Below are 26,343 nucleotides of genomic sequence, written 5' to 3'. Positions count from 1 at the left end.
CTGGCGAGCGATTGCCCACCGGTCCGGCCCGCCGTCCCCGCGCAGGGCGGCCGGAGCCTCCGGCCGCCCCTCGCACGCTCAGCGCTCGTTCCCGCCCGGGTCGATGCCCTGGCGCTTCCCGGTCTCCAGCGCGTCGATCGCGGCCATCTCGTCCCCGGTGAGCGCGAAGTCGAACACGTCGAAGTTCTCGGCGATCCGGCTCGCCTTGGAGGACTTGGGGATCACGACGCACCCGTGCTGGAGGTGCCAGCGGATGACGACCTGCCCGGGGCTCTTGCCGTGCGCCTCGGCCGCCGCGGTCACCGCCTCCTCGGCCAGGACCGAGCCGGTGCGCTGGCCGAGCGGCCCCCACGACTCGGTCGCGATGCCGCGCTCGGCCTGCCAGGCGCGCAGCCGCGGCTGGTTGAAGTACGGGTGGAGCTCGACCTGGTTCACGCTCGGCCACACCCCGGTGCCCTCGTGGACCCGCTCGAGGTGCTCGGGCAGGAAGTTCGAGACGCCGGCGGAGCGGATCAGGCCCTCCTCCTTGGCCTTGAGCAGCGCCTCGAACGTCTCGACGTACAGGCCCTGCTTCGGCGAGGGCCAGTGGATCAGGTACAGGTCGAGGTAGTCGGTGCCGAGCCGCTCGAGCGAGGCCTCGAGCGCGGCGCGGGCCGCGGCGGCGCCGTGGTGGTCGTTCCAGACCTTCGTGGTCAGGAACACCTCCTCGCGCGGGACGCCGGAGCCGTTCACCGCGCGCCCGACGCCGACTTCGTTGCCGTACATTTCGGCGGTGTCCACGAGCCGGTACCCGGTCGCCAGGGCCGCCTCGACCGCCTCCTGCGCCTCGTCGTCGCCGACCTTGTAGGTGCCGTAGCCGATGCGGGGCATGGCGGTGCCGTCGTTGAGCGCCACCGGTTCGCTGAGATCAGTCATGCCCGCGATGGTAACCGCGCCCGCGGGCGGGCGGCGCGGATCGCGGCGTTCGACGCGTTACACGCCCGGGACCCCCGACGGCGACGCCGCCGGCGCCCGGCCGCTCACGAACCGCCGTGCAGCGCCTCGCGGTCCGCGTCGACCATGATCCGGGCCAGCTCGTCCCAGTGGACGCGCGCCTTCCAGCCGATCTCGCGCTCGATCTTGGCGGGGTTCCCGACCAGTTCGGGGACCTCGGCGGGGCGCTCGTAGCGGTCGTCGTGCTCGATGTGGTCGCGCCAGTCGAGCCCGGCGTGCGCGAACGCGGCCTCGGCGAAGTCGCGCACCGTGGCGGCCCGGCCGGTCGCGATGACGTAGTCGACCGGTTCGCGGTGCTGGAGCATGAGCCACATCGCCTCGGCGTACTCGGGCGCGTAGCCCCAGTCGCGGACCGCGTCGAGGTTCCCCAGGTAGACCTTCTTCTCCAGGCCCGCCTCGATCCGCGCCACGGCCCGGGTGATCTTGCGGGTCACGAACGTCTCACCGCGCCGAGGGCTCTCGTGGTTGAACGCGATCCCGTTGACCGCGAACATCCCGTACGACTCCCGGTAGTTCACGGTCGCCCAGTGCGCGTACAGCTTCGCGACCCCGTACGGGCTGCGGGGGTGGAACGGGGCGGTCTCGTCCTGCGGCGGCGCCGTCGTGCCGAACATCTCCGAAGTGGACGCCTGGTAGATCCGCGCGTCGATCCGGCTGGCGCGCACCGCCTCCAGGAGCCGGATCGCCCCCAGCGCGGTCACGTTGGCGGTGTAGTCGGGCAGGTCGAAACTCACGCGCACATGGGACTGCGCGGCCAGGTTGTAGATCTCGTCCGGCTCGATGTCGCGGATGAGGTTCACCAGCAGGCCCGCGTCGGTGACGTCGCCCTTGTGGAGGAACAGGCGCCGCCCCGACTCGTGCGGGTCCTGGTAGACCGCGTCGAGGCGGGAGGTGTTCGCGATCAGCGAGGACGCGTGCCGCACCACCCCGTGCACCGCGTAGCCCTTCGCGAGCAGCAGTTCGGCCAGGTACGAGCCGTCCTGGCCGGTGATGCCGGTGATCAAGGCCGTCTTCACTTCCGGCCCTCCGTCCCGAGGCTCGGCAGGTGCTCGGAGCGGACCAGCCAGTCGGCCGACAGCTCCATGCCGTGGCGGCGGGCCTCGGTGAGGCGGTCGCATTCGGCCAGGCGCAGGGCCGCGTCGGCGACCCCGATCGAGTACCCGGCCGGGTCGAGCACGGGGCCGTCGTCGAGGCGTGCGAGGATCACGCCCTCCACCAGGCCGAACACGAGGTGCGCGCGCCGCTCCAGCTCGCCGGGCGCGTACCCGCGCGCCGCGCCGGTGCCCCCGAGCAGGTCCCGGTAGGCCTCGCGCAGGTGGGCGCGCATGGCGCGGAACGGCGCGAAGGACTCCTGCCGGATCTCCGGCAGCAGGTACAGCGCGCCGAGGTTGTGGCGCGCGCCCGCGAGCTGGGCGGCGTCGATGCGCACCAGCGCCCACAGCCGGGTCTCGGCGGCGGCGTCCTGCTCGGCCAGCGCCCACTCGGCGAACTCCAGCGACGGGGCGACCGTGGTCTCCAGGAGACTGCGCAGCAGCTCCTCTTTGGACGCGAAGTAGTAGTACATGCTGGCCTGCCGCAGGCCGGCCCGGGCGGTGATGGCCCTGGTCGAGGTCGCGGTGTAGCCCTGGACGGTGAACAGCTCGGCCGCGGCGGCGAGGAGCTGCTCGCGCGGGTCGGCGTCGCCGCCCGCGGGGGCGACGCGGGGCCGCCCCACCCGGCGCTTGGGCCGGTCGGCCACGGGCTCCTTCGCTGTCGCGGGCATCGGTCCGCCTTCCTGGTCCCGGGGTGCGGGCCCCAGTGTAATCGCCGGGCCCGACGCGCAGGAGCCCTCGGCCGCCGCGGACCCGTCGGCCGCATCGCGTTGCGGCCGTGCGGAGGTGTTCACCTCCGGGAAACAGATTCTATCGAGTGACCGAAATCCGGGGGCGCTTAATTTCTATCGCCCGATAGAAAAACGACCCCTGGAAGGTGCCCGATGATTCTCCTCGGCGTAGGGCTCTCGATCGTCGTCGTCCTGCTCATCGGCCTCGCCGTCGCCCGCAAGGTCGACGGCGACTCCGGCCGCTACCTCGTCGCGGGCCGCACCCTCGGCCTCCCCCTCGTCGCCGCCGGGCTCATGGCCCAGGCCGTCGACTCCAACGCCACCCTCGGCAACACCGACCTCACCTACGGCTTCGGCTTCTGGGCCGGCGCCGGCCTCCCCATCGGCCTCGCCCTCTGCCTGCTCCTCACCGGCGTCTTCTTCGCCGCCCGCATGAACGCCGCCCGGCTCCTCACCCTCCCCGACTGGTACGCCCGCCGCTACGGCCGCACGATCGAACTCGCCGCCTCCATCGCCATGATCGGCGCCTACGTCCTGCTCCTCGCCGGGAACCTCGTCGCCGGCGGCTTCCTCTTCGAGCACTTCCTCGGCATCGACTACGCCGTCGGCGTCCTCCTCATCGTCGCCGTCGTCCTCACCTACACGGTCGCCGGAGGCATGTTCTCCGACTCCTACACCGCCGCCGCCCAGATGGTCATCACCATCGCCGGCACCGCCTGCCTCTTCACCTGGGTCGCCCTCACCCACGGCATCACCGTCCCCGAAGGCATGGGCGCCCTCGACCTCGGCCAGCTCACCGACCCCGCCCAAGGCGCCGCCGTCAACTGGGCCACGCTCATCGCCCTCGGCGTCGGCGACATCGTCGCCATCGACTTCATGCAGCGCATCTTCTCCGCCAAGAGCCCCCGCACCGCCCGCAACGCCTGCTTCGCCGGCGCCGCGGGCACCCTCATGATCGGCATCCCCTTCAGCTACGTCGCCCTCTCCGCCGTCGACATCGTCGGCCCCGACGCCGGCGCCGCCGTCCTCTTCACCCTCCTCGAAGACCACGCCCCCGCCTGGCTCGCCACGATGGTCCTCGCCGCCATCGTCGCCGCCTCCTGCTCCACCGCCAACGGCGCGATCCTCGGCACCGGCGCCGTCGCCGCCCGCAACATCGCCGGCATCCGCGAGACCGACGCCGGCCGCCTCCCCGAACTCAGGATCTTCGGCGCCGGCAAGGACCCCCTCCTGCGCGCCAGCCGCATCGCCATGTTCCCCATCGTCGGCCTCGCCGTCCTCGTCGCCCTTCGCGTCCCCCAGACCGGCATCCTCCTCACCCTCGCCTTCGACCTCATGCTCGCCGGACTCGTCGTCCCCTTCGCCCTCGGCCTGTGGTGGAAGCGCGGCGGCGCCGCCGCGGCCGCCGCCGCCATCGCCGCCGGATTCACCGTCCGCCTCGCCCTCTTCGCCCTCACCCCCACCGTCTACGGCACCCCCAACGACCTCCTCTACTTCGACAACGACGTCATCACCGCCGCCTTCGACGGCTGGCCCACCTTCATCGCCTTCGCCGCCGGGACCCTCGCCTACGTCGCGGTCGCCCTCGCCCGCCCCGCCAAGGCCCACCGCACCGCCGCCGCTCCCGTCCCCGAACCCGCCACCGCCGCCGCCGCCTGAACCCTCTCCCGCCTACCGGAACGGAGCACCACGATGACCCGGACCCCCGCCCCGCCACCCGCCTCGGCCACCGCCACCCCCACCGCCGCCCGCGACCACGCCCGCGCCCAGGAAGCCGCAGCCACCGCCACCGAACGCTCCTGGGTCCCCGCCACCACCCACCCCGACCCGCCTGCCGACGCCACCGACCTCACCTGGGCCGAGACCGTCCCCGCCGGCGGCTACGCCCACCAGGTCCTCGCCCGCGGCACCGTCCTCGAACTCACCGACCTCGACGGCCTCGCCTGCGCCCACCTCGCCCTCGCCTGGGCCGGACGCGAATGGGAGCGCCTGTGCGTCGCCGACACCGTCAAGGTGCAGTGGAACGCCTACCTCGGCGACGGCGCCCTCCTCCTGTCCGACCAGGGACGCGCGCTGGCGAGCGTGATCCTCGACGAGTCGGGCCGCCACGACGTGTTCTGCGGCGCCTCCACCGCGGCCCAGAACCGCGACCGCTACGGCGACGGCTCGCCGTGGGGGCCCAGCCCGGCCGCCCGCGAACTCCTCAAGCTCGCCGCCGCCAAGCACGACCTCACCGCCCGCGACCTGCCGCCGACCATCGCGTTCTTCAAGGGCCTCAAGGCGGACGGCGACGGGCGTCTGCACTGGCTCGGCGGCGCAGGGCCGGGCCGCCGCGTCCGCCTCCTCGCCGAGGCGCCGCTCCTGGTCATGCTCGCCAACGCCCCGCACCCGCTCGACCCGGCCGCGGCCTACACCGCCTCGCCGCTGCGCGTCCTCGCCTGGCGCGGGCGCCCCACCGCGCCCGGCGACCCCCGCTGGGACGCCGCCCCCGAAGGCCGCCGCGCCCTCGCCAACACCACCGCCGCCATCGGAGCCGCCGCATGAAGACCGTCGCCGAACACCTCGTGGACGCCCGCGCCCCCTGGTCCGGGACCGTCGCCGCCGGGCAGACCCTCGTCATCACCGACCTCGAAGGCAACCAGGCCGTCGACTTCCTCCTCTTCGACGCCGCCGACCCGACCCTGCGCTACAGCGCCCAGAACACCGTCGCCGCCGCGGGCGCCCTCTACCTGTCGACCGGCTCGGTCCTGCGCGACGTCGAGCACGGCCCGCTCGCCACCGTCACCGCCGACGACTGCGGCCGCCACGACACCATCGGCGGCGCCTGCTCCAAGGAGTCCAACACCCTCCGCTACGGCCACCACACCTGGGCGCAGCACGCCTGCGTCGAGAACTTCCTCCACGAAGGCGCCCGCTGGGGCCTCGGCAAGCGCGACATGACCGGCAACGTCAACTGGTTCATGAACGTCCCCGTCGAGGACGACGGCGCGCTCGGCATCGTCGACGGCCGCTCCGCGCCCGGCCTCGCGGTCGCCGTGCGCGCCGAGCGGGAGGTGATCGCGCTCGTCTCCAACTGCCCCCAGATCAACAACCCCTGCAACGCCTTCAACCCGACCCCCATCTCCATCACGATCACCGAGGAGTCCTGACGTGGCCTTCGACACCCTCCTGGTCGCCAACCGCGGGGAGATCGCCGTCCGCGTCATCGCCACCGCCAAGCGCATGGGGCTCAAGACCGTCGCGGTGTACTCCGACGCCGACCGCGCCGCCGCCCACGTCGACGCCGCCGACACCGCCGTCCGCATCGGCGGGCCCGCCCCCGCCGACTCCTATCTGCGCGCCGACGCGATCCTGGACGCCGCCGCGGCGACCGGGGCCGGGGCGATCCACCCCGGCTACGGGTTCCTGTCCGAGAACGCCGCCTTCGCGCGCGCCGTCGAAGACGCCGGCCTCGCCTTCGTCGGGCCCGCCCCCGGCCACCTCGACCTGTTCGGCGCCAAGCACACCGCCCGCGCCGCCGCCCGAGCCGCGGGCGTCCCGCTCCTGGCCGGGACCGGCCTCCTCGACGGCGTCGAACACGCCCTCGCCGAAGCCGACCGCATCGGCTACCCCGTGATGCTCAAGGCCACCGCCGGCGGCGGCGGCATCGGCATGCGCCCCGCCGCCGACGCCGGCGAGCTGCGCGACGCATGGGACGGCGTCGAGCGCCTCGCCCGCTCCGGCTTCGGCGACGCCGGCCTCTTCCTCGAACGGCTCGTGCGCCGCGCCCGCCACGTCGAGGTCCAGGTCTTCGGCGACGGCCGCGGCGACGTCGCCGTCCTCGGCGACCGCGACTGCACCCTCCAGCGCCGCAACCAGAAGGTCGTCGAAGAGGCCCCCGCCCCCGACGTGCCCGACGCGCTCCGCGAGCACTACCTCGACGCCGCCCGGCGCCTGTGCGCCTCCGTCGGCTACCGCTCCGCGGGCACCGTGGAGTTCCTCTACGACACCGAGCGCGCCGAAGTCGCCTTCCTGGAGGTCAACACCCGCCTCCAGGTCGAGCACCCCGTCACCGAGGCCGTCTACGGCATCGACCTCGTCGAGTGGATGATCCGCCTCGCCCAAGGCGACGACGCGCCGATGCGCCGGCCCCTCCAACCCGCCGGGCACGCCGTCCAGCTGCGCCTCTACGCCGAGGACCCCGCCCAGGGCCACCGGCCCTCCACCGGCACCGTCACCCACCTCGCCCTGCCCGCAGGCGTCCGCGTCGACACCTGGATCGAGGCCGGGACCGTGATCGGCCCCGACTACGACCCGATGATCGCCAAGCTCATCGCCCACGGCCCCACCCGCGCCGACGCCATCGCGACCGCCGCCGACGCCATCGGAGCACTGCGCCTCGCGGGCGTCGAGACCAACCAGGGCCAGCTCGCCGCCGCCCTCGCCGACCCCGCCTTCGCCGCCGCCCGCCACACCACCGCGACCCTCGCCGCCGTCCCCGACCCTCGCCCGCGCATCGACGTCCTCGCCGCCGGCACCCAGACCACCATCCAGGACTGGCCCGGCCGCACCGGCTACTGGCAGGTCGGCCTCCCGCCCTCGGGCCCGATGGACGACCGGTCCTTCCGCCTCGGCAACCGCGCCCTCGGCAACCCCGAAGGCGCCCCCGGACTCGAATGCACCGCAACGGGCCCCACCCTCCGCTTCAGCGCCGCCGCCGTCGTCTGCGTGACCGGCGCCCCCGCCCCGGTCACCCTCGACGGCGCCCCGGTCCCGCAATGGGAGGCGGTCGCCGTCCCCGCCGGAGCCGTCCTCGCGATCGGCGCCCCCGAACACCTCGGCCTCCGCACCTACCTGCTGATCCAAGGGGGCCTCGACGTCCCGCTGTACCTCGGCTCGGCCGCGACGTTCACCCTCGGCGAGATCGGCGGCCTCACCGGCGGCGCCCTGCGGGTCGGCGACGTGCTCAGGCCGGCGACCGATACCGGTCAAGCGACCGAATCCCCCGGCGCCGTCCCCGAAGCCGACCGGCCCGTCTTCTCCAACCACTGGGAGCTGCCCGTCGCCGCCGGACCCCACGCCGCCCCCGACTTCTTCACCCCCGCCGACATCGACGACCTCTACAGCGCCGCCTGGGAAGTCCACTTCAACTCCGCCCGCACCGGCGTGCGCCTCACCGGGCCGAAACCCCGCTGGGCCCGCCCCGACGGCGGCGAGGCCGGGCTCCACCCCTCCAACATCCACGACAACGCCTACGCGATCGGCGCGGTCGACTTCACCGGCGACATGCCCGTCCTCCTCGGACCCGACGGGCCCAGTCTCGGCGGATTCGTCTGCCCCGCAACGGTGGTCACCGGCGAGCGCTGGCGCATGGGCCAACTCCGCCCCGGCGACACGGTCCGCTTCACCCGCGCCGACCGGGTCCCGGCCGTCCTCGGCGGCGCCGCCGCGGCAGCCGACCGGCCGGCCGCGGCCTACCGCCGCTCCGGCGACGACAACGTGCTGATCGAATACGGCCCCAACGTGCTCGACCTCGGCCTGCGGATGCGCGTCCACGCGCTCGCCGAAGCCGTCGCGGACCGCTTCGGCGGCGCCGACTCCGGACTCCTCGACCTCACCCCCGGCGTGCGCAGCCTCCAGGTCCACTTCGACCCCGCCCGCATCGACCAGGCCTCGCTCGTCGATCAACTGACCGAAATCGACGCCGGGCTGCCCTCGACCGAGCAGCTCGCCGTTCCGAGCCGCGAGGTCCGCCTCCCGCTGTCGTGGGACGACCCGGCCACCCGCGAGGCCATCGACCGGTACATGAACGGCGTCCGCGACGACGCGCCCTGGTGCCCCTGGAACATCGAGTTCATCCGCCGCGTCAACGGCTTGGACGACGTGGAGGCGGTGCGCCGCACCGTGTTCGACGCCGAGTACATGGTCCTGGGCCTGGGAGACGTCTACCTCGGCGCGCCCGTGGCCACCCCGCTCGACCCGCGGCACCGGCTCGTGACCACCAAGTACAACCCGGCGCGCACCTGGACGCCGCAGAACGCCGTCGGCATCGGCGGCGCGTACCTGTGCGTCTACGGCATGGAGGGACCCGGCGGGTACCAGTTCGTCGGCCGCACCGTCCAGGTCTGGAACACCCACCGCGCCCGCGGCCCCTTCGCTGAGGGCAAGCCGTGGCTGCTGCGGTTCTTCGACCGCATCCGCTGGTACCCGGTGTCCACCACCGAACTCGACGAGCTGCGCGCGGAGATGGCCGCGGGCCGCTTCACCCCCGAGACCAGTGACGGCGTCTTCCGCTACAGCGACTACCGGGCCTTCCTGGACGCCGAGGCCGAGGGCATCGCCGAATTCCGGGCCCGCCAGACCGCGGCCTTCGCCGCCGAGCGCGCCGCATGGGAGGCCTCGGGCGAGTTCGACCGCCAGCAGGTCGAGCCGCCCGCGGCCGAACCCGGGACGGTCGAGGCCCCGCCCGGCGGCGCGGTCGCGTCCTCCCCGCTCGCCGCGGCGGTCTGGAAGGTCGCGGTCCGCCCCGGCGACGAGGTCGCGGCCGGGCAGGTCCTGGTCGTCCTGGAGGCGATGAAGATGGAGACCCCGGTGACCGCCCCCCAGGCGGGCCGGGTCCTGAAGGTCCTCGCCGAGCCCGGCGGGCAGGTCGGCGCGGGCGCGCCCCTGGTGGTGCTCGACTGTCCCTCCTGAACGACGCCCCTCCTGAACGACGCCCTTTCTGAACGACGCCCCGCCTGAAGCGCCGCCGCCGAGTGGACGACCCCTGACGTTCAAGGGAACGACTACAGTCCGTCACTGGAACGTCTCGTGAGATCTACTCGCAAAAGCCGCGAATTGCCTACGCTGGCCTGCGGCAGCGATTCCGCTGCGTCCCATCCTCCCTCAAAAAGGACTGCCTCGATGAAACGACGGAACGTCATGCGCGCCGCGGTCGCCGGCGCCGGATCGGTCGCCCTCGGCTTCACGATGACCCGCCCCTCCTTCGCCTACCCCGCGCTCCCCGGCCCCAGCCCCTACGGCGCCCTCCAGGCCGCCGACGCCCGCGGCATCCAGCTGCCCGCCGGGTTCTCCTCCCGGATCGTCGCCCGCTCCTCCCAGACCGTGCCCGGCACCTCCTACACCTGGCACGGCGCCCCCGACGGCGGCGCGTGCTTCGCCGACGGCGACGGCTGGATCTACGTCTCCAACGCCGAGCTCTCCACCGGCGGCGGCGCGGGCGCGCTCCGCTTCGACGCCTCCGGGAACGTCGTGGACGCCTACCGCATCCTCAGCGGCACCCGCACCAACTGCGCGGGCGGCGCGACCCCGTGGAACACCTGGCTCTCCTGCGAGGAGGTCGACCGCGGCTACGTCTACGAGACCGACCCGTTCGGCGCGAACGCCGCCGTCCAGCGCCCCGCCATGGGCCGCTTCAAGCACGAGGCCGCCGCGGCCGACGCCGACCACGGCGTCATCTACCTCACCGAGGACGTCAGCGACGGCGCCTTCTACCGCTTCCGCCCCACCACCTGGGGCAACCTGGCCTCCGGCGCCCTCGAGGTCCTCACCCAGACCGGCTCGACCCTTGCCTGGGCCCGGGTGCCCGACCCCGACGGCTCCCCGACCGCCACCCGCAACCAGGTCGCGAACACCAAGCGCTTCAACGGCGGCGAGGGCTGCTACTACACCGACGGCATCTGCTTCTTCACCACCAAGGGCGACAACCGGGTCTGGGCCTACGACGCCGACGCGAACACCCTCGCCACCGTCTACGACGACAACGTCTCCGGCGCCCCGCTCACCGGCGTCGACAACATCACCGGCGCGAGCGGCAGCGGCGACCTGTTCGTGGCCGAGGACGGCGGCAACATGGAGATCTGCGTGATCACTCCCGACGACGTCGTCGCGCCGTTCCTGCGCGTCACCGGCCAGAGCGGCTCCGAGATCTGCGGCCCCGCGTTCAACCCGGCCGGGAATCGCCTCTACTTCTCGTCCCAGCGCGGCACCAGCGGCTCCAGCAGCGGCGGCATCACCTACGAGGTCACCGGACCCTTCCGCGGGGTCTGACCGCCCCGGGGCCGCACGAAACGTGCGGCCCCGCCGGGCCCCGTCCACCGCTACGATCGGGGGAACTGCCGCGACAACGGAGTCGGTGACGCCCTTGCCTCCCATCACAGTGGACCTCGCGATCGTCGGCGCGGGCCCGACGGGCCTGTTCGCCGCGTACTACGCCGGCTTCCGCGGCCTGCGCACCGCCGTCGTCGACGCCCTCCCCGAGGCCGGCGGCCAGATCACCGCCATGTACCCCGAGAAGCAGATCTACGACGTCGCCGGCTTCCCTGCGATCAAAGGCCGCGACCTCGTCGAGAACCTCCTGCGCCAGGCCGCCCCCTTCGAGCCGGTCTACCTCCTCGGCCACCAGGCCCGGACCCTCGACCACGTCGACGGCCTGCCCGTCCTCGGCCTCTCCGGCGGCGTCACCGTCGCGGCGAAGGCCCTGCTCATCACCGGCGGCCTCGGCAGCTTCTCGCCCCGGCCCCTCCCGGCCGCCGCCGGCTTCCGCGGCGCCGGGATCGTCTACTTCGTCCCCGAGCTCGCCGCCCACGCCGGCCAGGACGTCGTCATCGTCGGCGGCGGCGACTCCGCCTTCGACTGGGCCCTCGCGCTCCACGGCGTCGCCCGCAGCACCGTCATCGTCCACCGCCGCGAGAAGTTCCGCGCCCACCAGGCCACCGTCGACCGGGTGCGCGCCCTCGGCGTCCCGATCATCGTGAACGCCCAGGTCACCGCCGTCCGCGGCACCGCGCACGTCGAAGGCATCGCCGTCGACGTCAAGGACGAGGGCCCGCGCGAGCTCCCCGCCGACGCGATCGTGGCCGCCCTCGGCTTCACCGCCGACCTCGGGCCGCTGGGGGAGTGGGGCCTGGACCTCGACCACCGCACGATCACCGTCGACTCGACCATGGCCGCCAGCCTCCCGCGCACCTACGCCGCCGGCGACATCGCCTCCTACCCCGGCAAGGTCAAGCTCATCGCCACCGGGTTCGGCGAGGCCGCCACCGCCGTCAACAACGCCGCCGTCGCGATCGACCCCGCCGCCCACCTCTTCCCGGGGCACTCCAGCGAGAACCCCTAGAAGCGTTGCGGCACAACGGAATCGATGAAAGAGCGCGGTCCTGATATGACTTACCGACGGGTATGTCGCCTTGGGCTCCAGACGCAGTCATACTATGCGGGAATGCTTGCCATGACCGTGTCCGGCGGGAGCCTCACCGCCGCCCAGGTGCCCGAACCCGCGCCCGGCCCCGACGAAGTCCTCATCGAGGTCGCCGCCGCCGGCGTCAACCGCGCCGACCTCCTCCAGGCCGCCGGCCACTACCCGCCCCCGCAGGGCGCCCCCGCCTGGCCCGGCCTCGAAGTCTCCGGCACCATCGTCGACGTCGGCAGCGCCGACAACGCCACCCTCCTCGGCGCCGAGGTCTGCGCCCTCCTCCCCGGCGGCGGCTATGCCCAGTACGCCGCCGTGGACGCCGGACTCGTGCTCCCCGTCCCCGAACACGTCGACCCCGTCGACGCCGCCGGCCTGCCCGAGGCCGCCGCGACCGTCTACTCCAACCTCGGCTACCTCCTCGGCGAGGACGCGTCCCGCAAGCGCCGCGTCCTCGTCCACGGCGGCTCCGGCGGCATCGGCACCTTCGCGGTCCAGTTCGCCCGCAAGCTCGCCGACGCCGAGACCTGGACCACCGCCCGCGCCGACTTCACCAAGCAGCTCGAAGCCCTCGGCGCCGACCGGGTGATCGACTACCGCAGCGAGGACTTCGCCGCCCTCGCCCAGGAGGCCGGCGGCGCCGACGCCATCCTCGACGTCATCGGCGCGGCCTACTTCGAGCCCAACCTCAAGGCCCTCGCCCAGGACGGCCGCCTCGCCATCATCGGCCTCCAGAAGGGCAACGCCGCCCAGATCCACCTCGGCGGCCTCCTCGCCAAGCGCGCCACCATCACCGGCACCACGCTCCGCGCCCGCCCCCTGGAGCAGCGCCGCCAGATCCTCGCCGAGGTCTTCGAACGCGTCTGGCCCGCCCTCGACACCGGCGAGGTCAAACCGGTCGTCACCACCCGCCTGCCCCTCGGCGAGGCCGCCGAGGCCCACCGCCTCATGAACGCCGGCGGCCACTTCGGCAAGATCGTCCTCACCGCGAAATAGCGGGCCCGCGGCCCGCCGCGTGTCGGACCCCGGGGGCACCCTTGATCAAGGGGCGCAAAGGATGCCCGAAATGCGGCGAACCGCCGAGACACACCGACACGCACCCGCGCCCCGGCTGACGCGTCGGACCCGTGCGGCACCCTTGAATCCGGGGTGCCGGCGGATGCCCGATTCGCACCGAACCGCCGAGACACGCCCGCGGCCGGCCCCTTCGGAGCCGGCCGCGGTCAGGTTCGCGCTACTTCTCGCAGCAGCCGTGGCAGCAGTCCTCGCCCGCACACTGGCACGCGTCGTCGTTGCAGCAGTTGCAGCACTCGTCGCTCATCACTTGCACTCACCTCCATCGGCGATTCTCGGGGGACACCAGTTCTCCGGCAGCGGCGCGTCGCACGTGCCCGCCTCCACCGCGCCGAGCATCGACGTCAGCTGCGACCGCAGGCCCTCCAGCCGCGCGATCTCCGCCGACACCTCCGCGATCCGCCGCTCCAGATGCGACTCCGCCGGCTCGCACGGGCACGTGCCCGTGTCCCGCACCGCCAGCAGGTCCCCGATGTCGGACAGGCGCAGCCCCGCGCGCTGGCACGCCCGGATGAACCGGGCGCGGTCGAGTTCGGCGGGCCCGTAGCGCCGGTACCCGGCGGCCGAGCGCTCGGCGGCCGGGAACAGGCCCTCGCGCTCCCAGTGGCGGATGGCGTCGGTGGTCACGCCCGCCGCCTCGGCGAGCCGGCCCACGGTCAACGGTGCTGTCGCGGTGGTCATGCATCGACGGTAAACCCCGGTGCCGGGACCAAGGTCAAGTCCGAGCCGGAAGTTTCCGCGAACACGCCTCACCCGCCGGTAATGGGCTCGAACGCCGGCCCGGGCGGCGACTACCATGGACCCGAACGTCGAGCGCCGGCCCGCAGGCCGGCCCATTCCATGAGGAGAACCGTGGCTTCCGCAGCACCGAATCAGAGTCCAGGCGTCGTCGAACCCCTCTGGGTGACGGCTGGCACTACCGGTGCCGACGCGGTGGCCGAGGCCGGCCTCCCCGTCTCAGGGCCGCACGCGATCGTCGTCCTCCGCGACGCCGAAGGGCGGCTGCGCGACCTCTCGTGGGCCCCCGAGACCGACCAGAAGGTCGAGCCCGTCCCGCTGAACAGCCCCGACGGGCTCAACGTGCTGCGCCACTCGGCCGCGCACGTCATGGCCCAGGCCGTCCAGGAGCTCCACGAGGCCAAGCTCGGCATCGGCCCGCCCATCACCGACGGCTTCTACTACGACTTCGACGTCGCCGAGCCGTTCAACCCCGACGACCTCAAGGCCGTCGAGAAGCGCATGCTCCAGATCATCAAGCAGGGGCAGACCTTCCACCGCCGCAAGTTCTCCTCGCTCGACGAGGCCCGCACCGAGCTCGCGAACGAGCCGTACAAGCTCGAACTCATCGAGACCAAGGGCGAGGGCACCGACGCCGACGAGGTCATGGAGGTCGGCGGCGGCGAACTCACCGCGTACGACAACCGCGACCGCACCGGCGAGAAGGTCTGGTCCGACCTCTGCCGCGGCCCGCACCTGCCCTCGACCAAGCTCATCGGCGCCGTCAAGATCATGCGCTCGGCCGCCGCGTACTGGATGGGCTCGGAGAAGAACCCGCAGCTCCAGCGCATCTACGGCACCGCGTGGCCGACCGTCCAGGAGCAGAAGGACTACCTCGCGCGCCTCGCCGAGGCCGAGAAGCGCGACCACCGCAAGCTCGGGCAGCAGCTCGACCTCTTCTCGTTCCCCGACGAGCTCGGCTCCGGGCTCCCGGTGTTCCACCCCAAGGGCGGCATCATCCGGCACGAGATGGAGTCCTACCTGCGCGAACGCCAGCGCGAGGCCGGGTACGAGGTGGTGAACACCCCGCACATCACCAAGGACAACCTGTTCCACACCTCCGGGCACCTGCCGTACTACGCGGACACCATGTACCCGCCGATGGAGCTCGAGGGCGCGAACTACTACCTCAAGGCCATGAACTGCCCGATGCACAACCTGATCTTCCAGTCGCGGGGGCGCTCCTACCGGGAGCTGCCGCTGCGCCTGTCGGAGTTCGGGACCGTGTACCGGTACGAGAAGTCGGGCGTCGTGCACGGCCTCACCCGCGTCCGCGGCCTGACCCAGGACGACGCGCACATCTACTGCACCGAGGAGCAGGCGCCCGGCGAGATCAAGAGCCTGCTCGAGTTCGTGCTCCGGCTGCTGCGCGACTACGGGCTCAACGACTTCTACCTGGAGCTCTCCACCAAGGGCGACTCCGAGAAGTTCATCGGCTCCGATGAGCTGTGGGAGTCGGCCACCGAGACCCTGCGCCAGGTCGCCGAGGAGTCCGGGCTCGAACTCGTGCCCGACCCGGGCGGGGCGGCCTTCTACGGCCCCAAGATCTCCGTGCAGGCCCGCGACGCGATCGGCCGCACCTGGCAGATGTCGACCATCCAGCTCGACTTCAACCAGCCGGTCCGCTTCGGCCTGGAGTACTCGGCGTCGGACGGCACCCGCAAGCAGCCGGTCATGATCCACCGCGCCCTCTTCGGCTCGATCGAGCGCTTCTTCGGCGTCCTCACCGAGCACTACGCGGGCGCGTTCCCGGCCTGGCTCGCGCCGGTCCAGGCCGTGGGCATCCCGGTCCGGGATGAGAACGCCGACTACCTGGAGGCGTTCTTCTCGCGCCTGCGCGCCGAGGGCCTGCGCGCCGAGGTCGACCACTCCGACGACCGCATGCAGAAGAAGGTCCGCAACGCCCAGCTCCAGAAGATCCCGTTCATGATCATCGCCGGCGACGACGACCAGAACGCCGGGACCGTCTCCTTCCGCTACCGCGACGGCTCCCAGCGCAACGGCGTCCCCGCCGACGAGGCGATCGCCCACGTGGCCGAGGTCGTCCGCTCCCGCGTGAACGAGGGGCCTTCGGCCGCATAGCAAGTGCGCACGCGGGCGCCCCCGGCCGCTCGGCCGGAGGCGCCCGCGTCAGTCTGTGGAGGCGACGAGGAACGACACGGCCGCGAGGTTCCCGAGCGCGAACGCCGCGACCGTCCCCGCAGTGCCGGCCAGGTTGTAGTCCACGATGACGGCCGCGGCAGTCAACACCAGGCACAGGAACGCGAACAGGATCTGGAATCCGTCGACGGCCATCTCATCGTCCAGGAAGACGAGCAGAGCGAGGGTGATGACGACGGCCACGAGCGCCGCGGCCGTTCCGGCGATCCCGCCCATCCATCCGGTCGTGAAGACTTCGGGCAGCCGCGGTTCCGCCCAGGCGGCGAGCTTGCCGAAGGCGAGCGCGGACCACCAGGTGAAGAGGGCGGTGCCGCCGGCGGCCAGGAGGGTCGGCCAGGTGTCGGGAAGCGCCTCACCGATGCCGAGGTAGAGGTGCGAGACGTGCTCGACCGCGACGAGATAGGTGATGAGCGCCAGGTTGAGCAGGACCACGATCGGAATCGCGGCGCCGTCCCAGCCCGAGAAGTGCCACCAGATCGTGGCACCGCAGATCGCCATGTAGGACAAGGTGATCCACATAGTCGCCATGGTGCCGGGCCGGCTGTCCTCGACGTGGCTTTCGGTCCGGACCACGACGATCAGGGCGGCCAGCATGCAGGCGGTGCCCGCGATGCCCGCGCTCCAGCCCGGCGGCAGCCAGTCCGGGCCCGTCTCCTCCACGAATGCGGCGAGTCCCGTGTAGGCCATGAGCCCGAGCTTCACGAGCCCGGCCAGGGCGACACAGGCGCCGAGCATCGTCCAGGCGAGCTTCGCCGTGTCGGCCTTGCGCGTCGCCGACGGATAGTCGCCGTAGTAGTCCAGATAGTCCGAGGCCGTCGGCCGCGCCGGGGCGGGCTTCTCGTCGGTGCTCGGCAGCGGCACCGTCGTGTGGGTCGCGGCCTCCTCGGGCGCCGCGGCCTCTTCGGGTGCGGCCTCCGCTTCCGTGACGCGGTCCTCGACGCCGTTGAGGAGGTCCTTGGCGTGGAGGGCCGCGCCGCGCGCCACCGCGAGCTCCGGCTCGTCGATCTTCACGACGGTGCGGGCGTGGTCCCGCAGCAGCTTCGCGATGAGCGGCAGCCGGGTGCTGCCGCCGACCGGGACGACCTGGTCGCCCTCGCCCCAGCCCAGGTCGGCCGCGTACAGCAGCTCGTTGCAGGCGGCGACGGTCTCCTCCAGCATCTCGCCGATCGCCTCCTCCAAGACCTCCAGGTCGATCTCGATCGGTCCGCCCTCGGGCAGGTTCAGCCACGCCGACGGCTGGGTGGACAGCACGCGCTTGGTGTTCTCGCACTCCTCGCGGAAGCTCAGGTGCATGCGGGAAGCGGCGTCGTCGTCGGGGTCGAGGTGCAGCCAGTCCTCGCGCGGCGGTTCGAACCCCTGCGCCACCGTCGTCATGAGCGCGGTGGTGAAGTCGATCCCGCCGATGTGGGGGCGGCCGCCGGGGAGGCCCACGACCGTGTAGCCCCCGGCGGTGTTCCCGCGCGCGAGCGCGCAGTCGAACGTGCCGCCGCCGAGGTCGTACACCAGGACGGTGCTCTCGGCGATGAGCAGGTCGCCTTCGAAGGCGTACCGGAGGGCCGCCACGGGCTCGGGCAGGAGGGTCACGGTCGCGGGGTCGAAGCCGGCCCGCTCGGCCGCGTCCTTCATCCGCTCGCACTGCGCCTCGTCCCACGAGGCCGGCACGGTGATGACGACCTGGCTCGGCGGGGTGGGGACGCGGTCCATGGCGCACTCGCGCAGGCGCGCGAGCAGTGCCGACACGAGCTCGTCGGTGCGCAGGGTGCGGCCGCCGAGCACGCTCGGGACCGTGGACCGGAACTCGCGTTTGAACTGGGTCCGGAAGGCGCCCAGGTTCAGCTGCTTCTGCCGTTCGGCCGCCGTGCCGACGATGAGGCGGCCGGCGTCGTTCACGAACGCGCTCGACGGGAACGTGTACGAGGTGTGCGCGGACTCCGGATCGGAGACCAGCGTGGTCTTGCCCCGGTCGTCGACGACGATGATCGCCGAGGTCGAGGTGCCGAAGTCGATGCCGTATCCGATGGCCATGCGGGGGTCGCTCCTGTCTGGACGGTCAGAGCCGTGTCAGCCGGTCGTGGAGGGCGTTCAGCCGCCCGGTGAGGACCTCGTACTCCTCGTTCCGGCGGCGCAGCTCGGCGAGGCGGTCCTCCAGGCCCCGCGCGTCGCGGTCGGCGGACGCCTCCAGCCGCTGCACCGAGGCTTCGAGGCTGGTCAGCGACCGCTCCACCTCGTCCTCGACGCGGTGCTCCAGATCGCTCCGCTGCCGCCGGACCACGGCGTCGAACCGTCGCCCGATCTCGAGGATCTCCCGGTCCAGGGCCGGCACCATGAGGCGGGCCATGCGCTTGGCCTGGTGGATGCGCTGCTCGCCGCGCTGCTGCTGGAACTCCCCGCTGGCGCCGCTGATGAACCCGATGATGTTGAACAGGAGCCCGCCGACGATCCCGCCGATGACCATGCCGGCCCCCGGCGCGAAGACCGACGCCACCGCGCCGCCGAGCGTGGCGCCGAACGCCCCTGCGGCCCATGAGGAGTCGAATCCGGTGCGGAGCCAGCTCAGGTCGCGCTTGCGGCCGGGCTCCTTGCCCGCCGGCACGGCGATCACCGGCAGGTACCGCTCGTGCCCGGTGCCTTCCACCGTCAGCGGCACCGCGATGCGCTCGGCGATCGACGCGGCGGCGAGGCTGGTCCGCTCGATCATCGCGGCCTCGACCTCGTCGACGATCGCGCCGATCTCGGCGATCACCTGGCCGGCGAGCTGCCGGGCGTCGGCCCCGCCGGTGGGGTTCTCGGCCTGGAACCTGAACTCCCGCTTGGCCTCCTGGCAGCGCCGGTCGAGTTCGACGCGCAGCTCCCGCTCGATCTCGCCGACGCGGCGCCGCAGCTCCATCCGCCACGGGGCGGTCGGGCCGCGCAGCTCGGTGGCGCGCGCCCGCTCCTTCGCGAGCTGCTCCAGGGTCTCGCCGAGGTCGGTGCCCGGACCCATGCTCGCGAACTCGTTGACGACCGGCGCGGCCGACTCGCGCACGACCGCGGTGATCTCGCCGAGCGCCCGCTCGACGCGCGGCGCGACGCAGGTCGCCGCCAGGCCCTCCCACAGCTGCCGTTCCAGCTCGGCGAAGCCGGAGTCGCCGTCCTCTCGGCCCTCGGCGAGCTCGGCCTCGCGCTCGGTCGCCGAGACGGCAACGACCCGGACCTGCTCCGGCGGGAGGTCGAGCGCCCCGCCGATCCGCTCGGCGATGTCGGCGACGGCGCCCGCGGCGTCGTAGATCCGGTCGGCCTTGGTCGCGGCGACCAGCACCGTCGGGCAGCACCGGTTGGCGCGCCGCAGGAACTCCAGCTCCGGCTTCGACATCGGGTCGATCACGTTGCACACGAACAGGATGCCGTCGGTGCGCGGGAGGAGCGCGTTCGTCACGGCGGTGTGCTCGGGGTAGAGCGTGCCGATCCCGGGCGTGTCGACCAGGACCAGGCCGCGGCGCAGCACCGGGGACGGCACGGTGACGTCGATGGAGCGGACGCGCTCGCGGTTGCGCGGGTTGCCGGCCTGGGAGCCGTACCGGGCGAGGAGGCCGACCGGGACCTCCCGCTGGACGGGGCGCCCGTCCTCGCCGTCGGTGCGGACCGCCGCCTTCGCCTCGGCGCCCCAGTGGATCGTGGCGATCGTCGAGGTCGTCGCGCGGATGCCGACCGGCAGCAGGTCGGGGCGGCCGACGAGCGCGTTGATCAGGCTCGACTTGCCGCGGCTGTACTCGCCGCACACCGTGACCGTGTACCTGTCGGAGGCGAGCCGGGAGCGGCTCTCGCGCAGGCGCACCCGCGACGCCTCCGAGAGGTCCGCCCCGGTGACGCGGACGACCTCCCGGTACAGGTCGAGGACCTCGCGCCGCAGTGCCGCGACCGCGTCGTGCACGCCCGTCACCGGCCCTCCTCCACGTACGCGACGACCTGCTGGGGCCGGATGAGCCGGCCGTTCCAGCGGACGCCGGGCCGCACGGTGCGGGCCACGTGGTGGACCAGGGCGGGGTCGGCGGTCGGGACGGTCGAGAGGACCTCGTGCAGCGGGGGCTGGAGGGGCCCGTCCCGCTCGACCAGGTCCGCTCCGGAAACGGCGAGCAGCTCGAGGACGTCGTTCCGGAACCGCTTGACGAGCGGCGCCGACTCGGCGTCCCGGTCGGCCGCCATGTCGAGCCGGTCGTGGACGCGCACGAGCTTGAGCACGATCTCCGGGGGCCCCTGGCCGGGCGGCGGCGCGGCGCGCTCGGCCTCGGCCTCGACCGGGGCGAGGCCGTCGAGGACCGCGAGCGCGAACTCGAGCTCCGCGACCTCGTCGATCCGCCGGGCCGACAGGTCCTCCCGCCCGTCGCCCACCCCGTACAGCTCGGCGACGCGGTAGGCGATCTGCGCGGTCAGCTCCCGGCGCCGCCGCGAGCGCCGCCCGCCGCGCCCCGGGAGCCGCAGGAGGTCTCTCATCATCGTCACTCCCTGATGTCCAGCAGCGCATGGGCCTGCCTGACGCGGTTGAGGATCCGTTCGTAGCTGTCGCGGATGATCCGCGCGACGTAGCGGCTGCGGCCGGGCAGCGAGCCGCCCTCGGAGCGGCGCGCCCAGTGCGCGACCCGCGCCACGGCGTGCGCCTCCAGCGCCCGCAGCGGCGTCCCCTCCTCCTGGCCGAGCCGCTGCTCGCAGCGGGTGCCGTGCTCGCCGGTGACGCGCAGGATCTCCTCGCGCTCCTCGTCGGTGAACCCGGTGACGCCGGCGTAGAACGCGGCCAGGGCGTTCAGCTCGTCGAGGCTGGAGTCCTCGTATTCGAGCGAGTTGAGCTTGCGTTCGACGAGCGCGAGGACCGCCAGCTCGGCCCGGTCCGCGCCCGGCTTGGCCGCGGCGGCGCTGCGCCGCACCCGGTGGAGGCCGGAGTGGAGCTTGATGAACGCCGCGCGGTTCCCGAAGTGCTGCGACAGCCGCTCGTTGAGCGTGTCGACGCCGCTGATCGACCGCAGGTGCGCCCGCAGCTCGTCCCCTCCGGCCTCGGGGTGCTTCGCGAGGTGGCGGCAGGCCCGGTACACGCCCCACGCCTGGAGTGCCTCGAACAGCGCCAGCCGGTCCTCGGCGGTGGTCTCGCCCGCGCCGTCGGCGCCGTCGACGAACCGGCGTCCTGATCGCAGCCGCGACGCCAGCTCGGCCGGGTCCGTCCGCGACAGGGCCCGCAGGGTCGCGAGCATCCCGGGGGTGAGCCGGGCCGCGCCGTGGGCGGCGACGGCCGCGACCGGGAGGGTGACGAAGAAGTACCGCGAGAGCTGCGGCCCCGGCTGCCGGCCGCCGGAGGCCCGCATCATCCGCTCGAGCGGGTCGGCCTCGGGATCGCTCGCGCGCCAATGGAGGTCGCATTTGGCGTAGACGCCGATCGCGTAGACCGGGGTGACCTTCCCGGGGGTCTTCTCCGCGAACCGCTCGACGAGCGCGAAGTCCTCCTCGTGGACTTCGCTGTCGATGAGGAAGACGAGCGCGTCGGCGGCGCGCAGGGCCGACTCGCTGTCGCGGTGGGACCGGAGCCCGAGGGCCTCCTCGGTCGCCGAGCCGTCCTCTTCGTACACGCTCGCCAGTCCGGGCGTGTCGAGCAGCCGGAAGGACTTCAGGAACTCGCTCGGGACGCCGTACTCGACCCGCGCGACCCCCGGTGCGGGGCGCTCGCCGTCGCCGCCGCGGACGGTCAGCCGGTGCAGGTCCTCGGGGCGGCCGCGGGCGACGCTCCCGTCCTCGTACCTGACGGTGACGGCGGGGCGGTCGGCGTAGGACAGCTCGGTGACGACCGCGGTGGTCTCGGCCCGACCCACCGCGAGCTCGTCGCGGCCGATCATGGCGTTGACCAGGGTGGACTTGCCGCGGCTGGCCTGGCCGGCGATGGCGACGCGCAGGGGCCGGCCGAGCCGTTCGCGCGCGGCGGCCAGCTCGCCGTGCAGACCGGCGAGATGCGGCAGCCCGCGCGTCAGGTTCAGGCACTCGTCGAAGACGGTCTGGCTGCGGGACGGATTCTGGGATTCAGACTGGCTCGGGGGGTGTCCGGACACACGCGCCTCCACGCGGGAAGGGAACGGCCGTGACTCCAGTATGGCCCACCGCCGCACGTCGCGGTTCCCCCGCGGGCGCGGGCGTCTAGGACGCGAGGACGAGGTCGAGGCGGGCGGCCGCGCCCGGTTCGACGACGACCGTGCCGAGGTCGTTCGTGCCGTCGCGGACGGTCGCGACCTGGTACTCGCCGAGGAGGCCGGTGATCTCGATCGTGCCGTCGGGGCCGGTCAGCGGCGCGGACTCCCAGTCGGGGACGGTGTTGTCGATGTCGAGCGCGGTGAGTTCGAGCGGGACGCCCTCCAGGGGCGTGCCGGCGTCGTCGGTCACCGCGACGACGAGCGTGCCGGTCTCCTGCTCGGACTCCGCCGGGGCGGCGGGACCCACCTCGGCCGCGTCGGTCGCCGGGTCGGCGGGGGCCAGGGTCGGTGTGGCGACCCCGCACGCCGCGGCCGCGGGGACGAGGGCCAGGAGTGCCAGGGCACCGAGGAGCTTCATGCGCATGGCGGTAGGACGCCCCCGCCGCCGGATCGGTTGCATCAGTCCTTGCCGGTCTCGCCGAGCCAGCGAGCGAGCCGCCCCGCCCGCGCCAGGGCCGTGAGGCGCTGCTCGGTGGCCTCGCGCAGGCGCGGCGTGGTGACGACGATGAGCTGGTCGCCCGAGCGCAGCCGGTCGGCCTTGGCGGGCACGAAGAGCCGGTCGACGCGGACCACGCCCGCGATGGCGCTGCCCTCGGGCAGGCGCAGCTCGAAGATCCGGATGCCCGCCAGGCCCGACCCCTTGGGGACGGTGATGGTGAGGACCTCGCCGTCCACGGCGTCCAGCGGGGCCGTCTCGATGTCGACCTCCTGCACCACGCCCGACTGCGCCAGCCCGAGCCGCTTCGCGACCCAGGGCAGGGTCGGGCTCTGGAGCAGCGTGAACACCACGACGAGGATGAACACCAGGTCCCACAGCGACTGCGCGCCCGGCAGGTGCTCGGAGCGGGGGATCGTCGCCAGGACGATCGGCACCGCCCCGCGCAGGCCCGCCCACGACAGCAGCGCCTTCTCCTTGGCGGAGAACCGGAACGGGACCAGGCTGAGCCACGCCGACACCGGCCGCGCCACCAGCGTCAGGACCGCGCCGAGGACCAGCGCCGGCACCAGCATCCGCAGCAGGTTGTCCGGGGACGCGAGGAGCCCGAGCATCACGAACATGCCCAGCTGCGCCACCCAGCCCAGGCCGCTCGCGAACGACTGCGTCGCGGCCCGGTGCGGCAGCCGCGAGTTCCCCAGCACCAGCGCCGCCAGGTACGCGGCGATGAACCCCGACGCGTGCAGCGTCCCGGCCGCCGCGAACGCGGCCATGCCCAGGCTGAACACCGCGAGCGGGTACAGGCCCGACACCGGCAACGCCAGCCGCCGCAGCAGCCACGCCCCGCCCGCGCCCACCGCCAGGCCGAGGAGCGAGCCGACGGCCAGCTCCCACACCAGCAGCCCGAGCAGCTCGAACGTGTTCGGCAGCCCCTCGGCCGCCGAGAACGCCAGCACCAGGATCACCGCGGGCGCGTCGTTGAAGCCCGACTCGGCCTCCAGCGTCCCGCTCAGCCGCTTCGGCAGCCCCACCCCGCGCAGCTCCGAGAACACCGCCGCCGCGTCCGTCGACGCCAGGACCGCGCCCATGACCAGGGCCGTCTGCCACTCGAAGCCGAGCAGGTAGTGCGCGCCCAGCGCCGTCACCGTCACCGAGACGCCGACGCCGGCCGTCGCGAGCATCGACGCCGGCGCCAGCTGCCCCGAGATCGCCCGCCAGCGCGTCGACAGGCCGCCCTCGATGAGGATGAGCGCGAGCGCGAACGTCCCCAGCACCTGCGCCAGCTCGAAGTCCTCGAAGGGGATGCCGACGCCGTCCTCGCCCAGGACCATGCCGGCCGCGAGGAACACCAGCAGCGCGGGGAGCCCGAGCCGGTGGGTCGCCCGGATCGCGGCGATGGAGACGAGCACGGTGACGCAGCCGATGAGCACTACGAGGTACAGCTGGGGCAACGTCACGTCCGGAGCTTAACCGAGGAGGCGTGTCCTGGGGATTTCGTCGGGTTACCGGTTTCCGACCCGGTGGCCTAGGATCGTCCCGTGGAAGAGCGCGAAGGCGAAGGCGTCGGCGTCCCCGACGGGTACGAGCGGCTGTGGACGCCGCACCGCATGGCCTACATCCAGGGGGAGGGCAAGCCCACCGGCGACGACGCGGACATCGAGGGCTGCCCCTTCTGCGAGATCCCCAAGCTCGACGACCGCGAGGGCAACATCGTCGCCCGCGGCCAGTCGATGTTCGTGGTGCTGAACAAGTACCCGTACAACTCCGGGCACCTCATGGTCGTGCCCTTCCGGCACGTCCCCGACTACACCGACCTCGACGTCGACGAGGTCGCCGAGATGGGCGCGCTCATCCAGCGCACCATGACCGTCCTGCGCTCGGCCCTGGGCGCCCACGGGTTCAACATCGGCATGAACCAGGGCCAGGTCGCCGGGGCCGGCATCGCCGGGCACCTGCACCAGCACGTCGTCCCGCGCTGGGGCGGGGACGCGAACTTCATGCCGATCATCGGGCGCACCAAGACCCTCCCGCAATACCTCTCGGACACCCGCGACCGACTCGCGACCGCATGGGAGCGGGTGTGACCGCCCGGGCACGGTTAGAGTCAGTGCTATGGACCCGTTCCGGTCGGCCGGAGCGGGCGCCGCACCCATCCGCCCGAACACCCACTTGGGCGCTGCCGAGAAACCAGGAGACCATGGCGAAGTTCCTTCGGACCTCCGGCCGAGCGGGCGTACGCCGCTACGTCGACGCCGCCGCGAGACTCCTCATCCGCGCGGGCGTGTCCGCCAACGCCGTCACCATCACCGGCACCGCGATCGTGGCCGCCGCCTCCCTCACCCTGCTCTCGCAGGGCCGCCTGCTCGCCGGGCTCGTCGTCGTCTCCCTGTCCGTGCTCACCGACATGTTCGACGGCGCGATCGCCCGCGTCAAGGGCACCACCAGCCGCTTCGGCGCGCTCCTCGACTCCGTCTGCGACCGCCTCGCCGACGGCGCGATCTTCGCCAGCCTCGCGTACTTCCTGCTCACCGAGGACCGGTTCGCCGGCGCCGCGCTCGCGCTCACCGCCCTGGTCTCCGGCCAGGTCGTGTCCTATGTGAAGGCCCGCGCCGAGAGCCTGGGCATCGAGTGCAACGTCGGCATCGCCGAGCGCCCCGAGCGCCTCATCCTCGGCGGCCTCGCGGTCCTCGCCGAGGTCCTCGGCGTGCCGTTCGCGCTCGAGGCCGGCATGGGCCTGCTCGCGGTCCTCTCCTCGATCACCGTGGTCCAGCGCGTCGTCCACGCCCGCGCCGCGTTCGCCGCGAGTGAGGAGCACGTCGATGCCTGAGCGCCTCACCGAGCTGGCCTACCTGGCCGCCTGGCGCGGCGTGCGGCTCCTCCCCGAGTCCGCGGCATACGCCCTGAGCAGGCGCTTCGCCGACCGGGCCGCCCGCAGGAACGGCCGGGGCGTGCAGCAGCTGCGCCGCAACCTCGCCCGCGTCGTCGGCGGCGAGCCGGACGAGGCGCTCGTGCGCGACGCCATGCGCTCCTACGCCCGGTATTGGATCGAGGCGTTCCGGCTCCCCTCGATGGACGACGCGCACCTCCGGCGCCGCTTCGAGATGATCGGCTTCGAGCCGGTCAGCGCCCGCGCGAAGCGCGGCCTCGGCTCCATCGTGGCCCTGCCGCACTGCGGGAACTGGGACCTCGCCGGCGCCTGGGTCTCGCGCGTCTCCGGCGACCCGGTCACCACCGTCGCCGAGCGGCTCAAGCCCGAAGGCGTCTACCGGCGCTTCCTCGCCTACCGCGAGTCGCTGGGGCTGCGCATCGTCCCGACCTCCGGCGGCGACCGCAACCCCCAAGCGGCCCTGAGCGAAGCGCTGAACGCCGGGCACGTGGTCGCGCTCGTCGCCGACCGCGACCTGGCCCGCTCGGGCACCGAGGTGAAGTTCTTCGGGGAGGCCACGACCTTCCCCTCCGGCCCGGCGCTGCTCGCGATCCGCAACCGGGTCGAGCTGTTCACCGCCGCCATCCACTACGAGCCGGACCGGGCCGTCTGCCGGATCTCGGGTCCGGTCGACACCGGCGCCGGGCCGCTGCGCGAGCGCCTGGCGTCCACCACCCAGCGCGTGGCCGACGCGTTCGAGGAGGGCATCCGCGCCCACCCGGCGGACTGGCACATGCTCCAGCGGTTCTGGACCGCCGACTTCGCGGTGCGGCCCTGACATGG

21 protein-coding genes are annotated in these 26,343 nt (G+C 73.2%); 11 read left to right on the top strand and 10 right to left on the bottom strand.

Translation table 11 applies throughout. From position 1 onward, the window contains the following. Nucleotides 1-78 precede the first annotated feature (78 nt). The 3 genes from EIW28_RS02670 to EIW28_RS02660 all read right to left on the bottom strand — a co-directional run bounded on the left by EIW28_RS02670 (nt 79) and on the right by EIW28_RS02660 (nt 2,755). Nucleotides 79-915, bottom strand: coding sequence for an aldo/keto reductase (locus EIW28_RS02670; RefSeq protein ID WP_125246160.1), 837 nt, complete (start codon nt 913-915; stop codon nt 79-81). A gap of 104 nt (nt 916-1,019) precedes the next feature. Then, nucleotides 1,020-2,009, bottom strand: coding sequence for a GDP-mannose 4,6-dehydratase (gene gmd / locus EIW28_RS02665; protein WP_232013778.1), 990 nt, complete (start codon nt 2,007-2,009; stop codon nt 1,020-1,022). Then, entirely contained in the window at nt 2,006-2,755 is a 750-nt protein-coding gene (locus EIW28_RS02660; RefSeq protein WP_125246158.1) for a TetR/AcrR family transcriptional regulator, read from the bottom strand. Before EIW28_RS02660 ends, gmd begins: the two co-directional genes overlap by 4 nt. Nucleotides 2,756-2,968: 213 nt before the next feature. Between EIW28_RS02660 and EIW28_RS02655 the strand changes: the two genes are divergently transcribed. The 7 genes from EIW28_RS02655 to EIW28_RS02625 all read left to right on the top strand — a co-directional run bounded on the left by EIW28_RS02655 (nt 2,969) and on the right by EIW28_RS02625 (nt 12,980). Then, complete coding sequence (locus tag EIW28_RS02655) at nt 2,969-4,474, top strand: sodium:solute symporter family protein (RefSeq protein ID WP_125246157.1); 1,506 nt, start codon at nt 2,969-2,971, stop codon at nt 4,472-4,474. 33 nt (nt 4,475-4,507) lie between these two features. Then, nucleotides 4,508-5,359, top strand: a complete 852-nt coding sequence (locus EIW28_RS02650; protein ID WP_125246156.1) for an urea amidolyase associated protein UAAP1 — start codon at nt 4,508-4,510, stop codon at nt 5,357-5,359. After that, nucleotides 5,356-5,964 carry an urea amidolyase associated protein UAAP2 gene (locus EIW28_RS02645; RefSeq protein ID WP_125246155.1) on the top strand — a complete coding sequence of 203 codons (609 nt, stop codon included), beginning with the start codon at nt 5,356-5,358 and terminating at the stop codon, nt 5,962-5,964. Before EIW28_RS02650 ends, EIW28_RS02645 begins: the two co-directional genes overlap by 4 nt. A 1-nt stretch (nt 5,965) precedes the next feature. Beyond that, entirely contained in the window at nt 5,966-9,487 is a 3,522-nt protein-coding gene (locus EIW28_RS02640; protein ID WP_125246154.1) for a 5-oxoprolinase/urea amidolyase family protein, read from the top strand. 210 nt (nt 9,488-9,697) lie between these two features. Then, entirely contained in the window at nt 9,698-10,843 is a 1,146-nt protein-coding gene (locus EIW28_RS02635; RefSeq protein WP_125246153.1) for an alkaline phosphatase PhoX, read from the top strand. A gap of 103 nt (nt 10,844-10,946) precedes the next feature. After that, nucleotides 10,947-11,912: an NAD(P)/FAD-dependent oxidoreductase gene (locus EIW28_RS02630; protein WP_197717091.1), complete on the top strand. Its 966-nt coding sequence runs from the start codon at nt 10,947-10,949 to the stop codon at nt 11,910-11,912. 102 nt (nt 11,913-12,014) lie between these two features. Continuing rightward, nucleotides 12,015-12,980, top strand: a complete 966-nt coding sequence (locus EIW28_RS02625) for an NAD(P)H-quinone oxidoreductase (RefSeq protein ID WP_125246152.1) — start codon at nt 12,015-12,017, stop codon at nt 12,978-12,980. Nucleotides 12,981-13,304: 324 nt separating this feature from the next. Here the strand turns inward: EIW28_RS02625 and EIW28_RS02620 are convergent, their stop codons facing one another. Then, a complete protein-coding gene (locus EIW28_RS02620) occupies nt 13,305-13,739 on the bottom strand; it encodes a MerR family transcriptional regulator (protein WP_125246151.1) in 435 nt (144 codons plus the stop codon). Between the two features lie 159 nt (nt 13,740-13,898). Here EIW28_RS02620 and thrS point away from each other — a divergent pair, with 159 nt between their 5' ends. Then, complete coding sequence (gene thrS / locus EIW28_RS02615; RefSeq protein ID WP_125246150.1) at nt 13,899-15,917, top strand: threonine--tRNA ligase; 2,019 nt, start codon at nt 13,899-13,901, stop codon at nt 15,915-15,917. 48 nt (nt 15,918-15,965) lie between these two features. Here thrS and EIW28_RS02610 read toward each other — a convergent pair whose 3' ends face one another. The 6 genes from EIW28_RS02610 to EIW28_RS02590 form a co-directional block, all read right to left on the bottom strand. Then, a complete protein-coding gene (locus EIW28_RS02610) occupies nt 15,966-18,020 on the bottom strand; it encodes an Hsp70 family protein (RefSeq protein ID WP_125246149.1) in 2,055 nt (684 codons plus the stop codon). A 25-nt stretch (nt 18,021-18,045) separates the two neighbouring features. Next, complete coding sequence (locus tag EIW28_RS02605) at nt 18,046-19,914, bottom strand: dynamin family protein (RefSeq protein ID WP_158630264.1); 1,869 nt, start codon at nt 19,912-19,914, stop codon at nt 18,046-18,048. Then, nucleotides 19,911-20,468 carry a nucleotide exchange factor GrpE gene (locus EIW28_RS24060; protein ID WP_158630263.1) on the bottom strand — a complete coding sequence of 186 codons (558 nt, stop codon included), beginning with the start codon at nt 20,466-20,468 and terminating at the stop codon, nt 19,911-19,913. The genes EIW28_RS02605 and EIW28_RS24060 overlap by 4 nt, the downstream gene beginning before the upstream one ends. Before the next feature lie 2 nt (nt 20,469-20,470). Then, entirely contained in the window at nt 20,471-22,060 is a 1,590-nt protein-coding gene (locus EIW28_RS02600) for a dynamin family protein (protein ID WP_158630262.1), read from the bottom strand. An 85-nt stretch (nt 22,061-22,145) separates the two neighbouring features. After that, the gene (locus EIW28_RS02595) at nt 22,146-22,556 is read right to left on the bottom strand and encodes a hypothetical protein (RefSeq protein ID WP_125246146.1); all 411 of its coding nucleotides are present in this window, start codon (nt 22,554-22,556) and stop codon (nt 22,146-22,148) included. A gap of 41 nt (nt 22,557-22,597) precedes the next feature. After that, nucleotides 22,598-24,091 (bottom strand): potassium/proton antiporter, encoded by a 1,494-nt coding sequence (locus EIW28_RS02590; RefSeq protein WP_125246145.1) that lies wholly within the window; start codon nt 24,089-24,091, stop codon nt 22,598-22,600. A gap of 81 nt (nt 24,092-24,172) precedes the next feature. Between EIW28_RS02590 and EIW28_RS02585 the strand changes: the two genes are divergently transcribed. From EIW28_RS02585 to EIW28_RS02575, 3 genes are all read left to right on the top strand, one after another. Next, entirely contained in the window at nt 24,173-24,718 is a 546-nt protein-coding gene (locus EIW28_RS02585; protein ID WP_232013775.1) for an HIT family protein, read from the top strand. A gap of 113 nt (nt 24,719-24,831) precedes the next feature. Next, on the top strand, nt 24,832-25,461 hold the full coding sequence (gene pgsA / locus EIW28_RS02580; protein WP_125246144.1) for a phosphatidylinositol phosphate synthase: 630 nt from the start codon (nt 24,832-24,834) through the stop codon (nt 25,459-25,461). Next, entirely contained in the window at nt 25,454-26,338 is an 885-nt protein-coding gene (locus EIW28_RS02575; RefSeq protein ID WP_125246143.1) for a phosphatidylinositol mannoside acyltransferase, read from the top strand. The genes pgsA and EIW28_RS02575 overlap by 8 nt, the downstream gene beginning before the upstream one ends. The last annotated feature ends 5 nt before the right edge of the window (nt 26,339-26,343 follow it).

This window comes from Glycomyces terrestris (genome assembly GCF_003933745.1).
GTDB lineage: Bacteria > Actinomycetota > Actinomycetes > Mycobacteriales > Micromonosporaceae > Glycomyces > Glycomyces terrestris.
The sequence above is the reverse complement of the archived record's forward strand: the minus strand, read 5'-3'. Positions and strand labels throughout refer to the sequence as shown.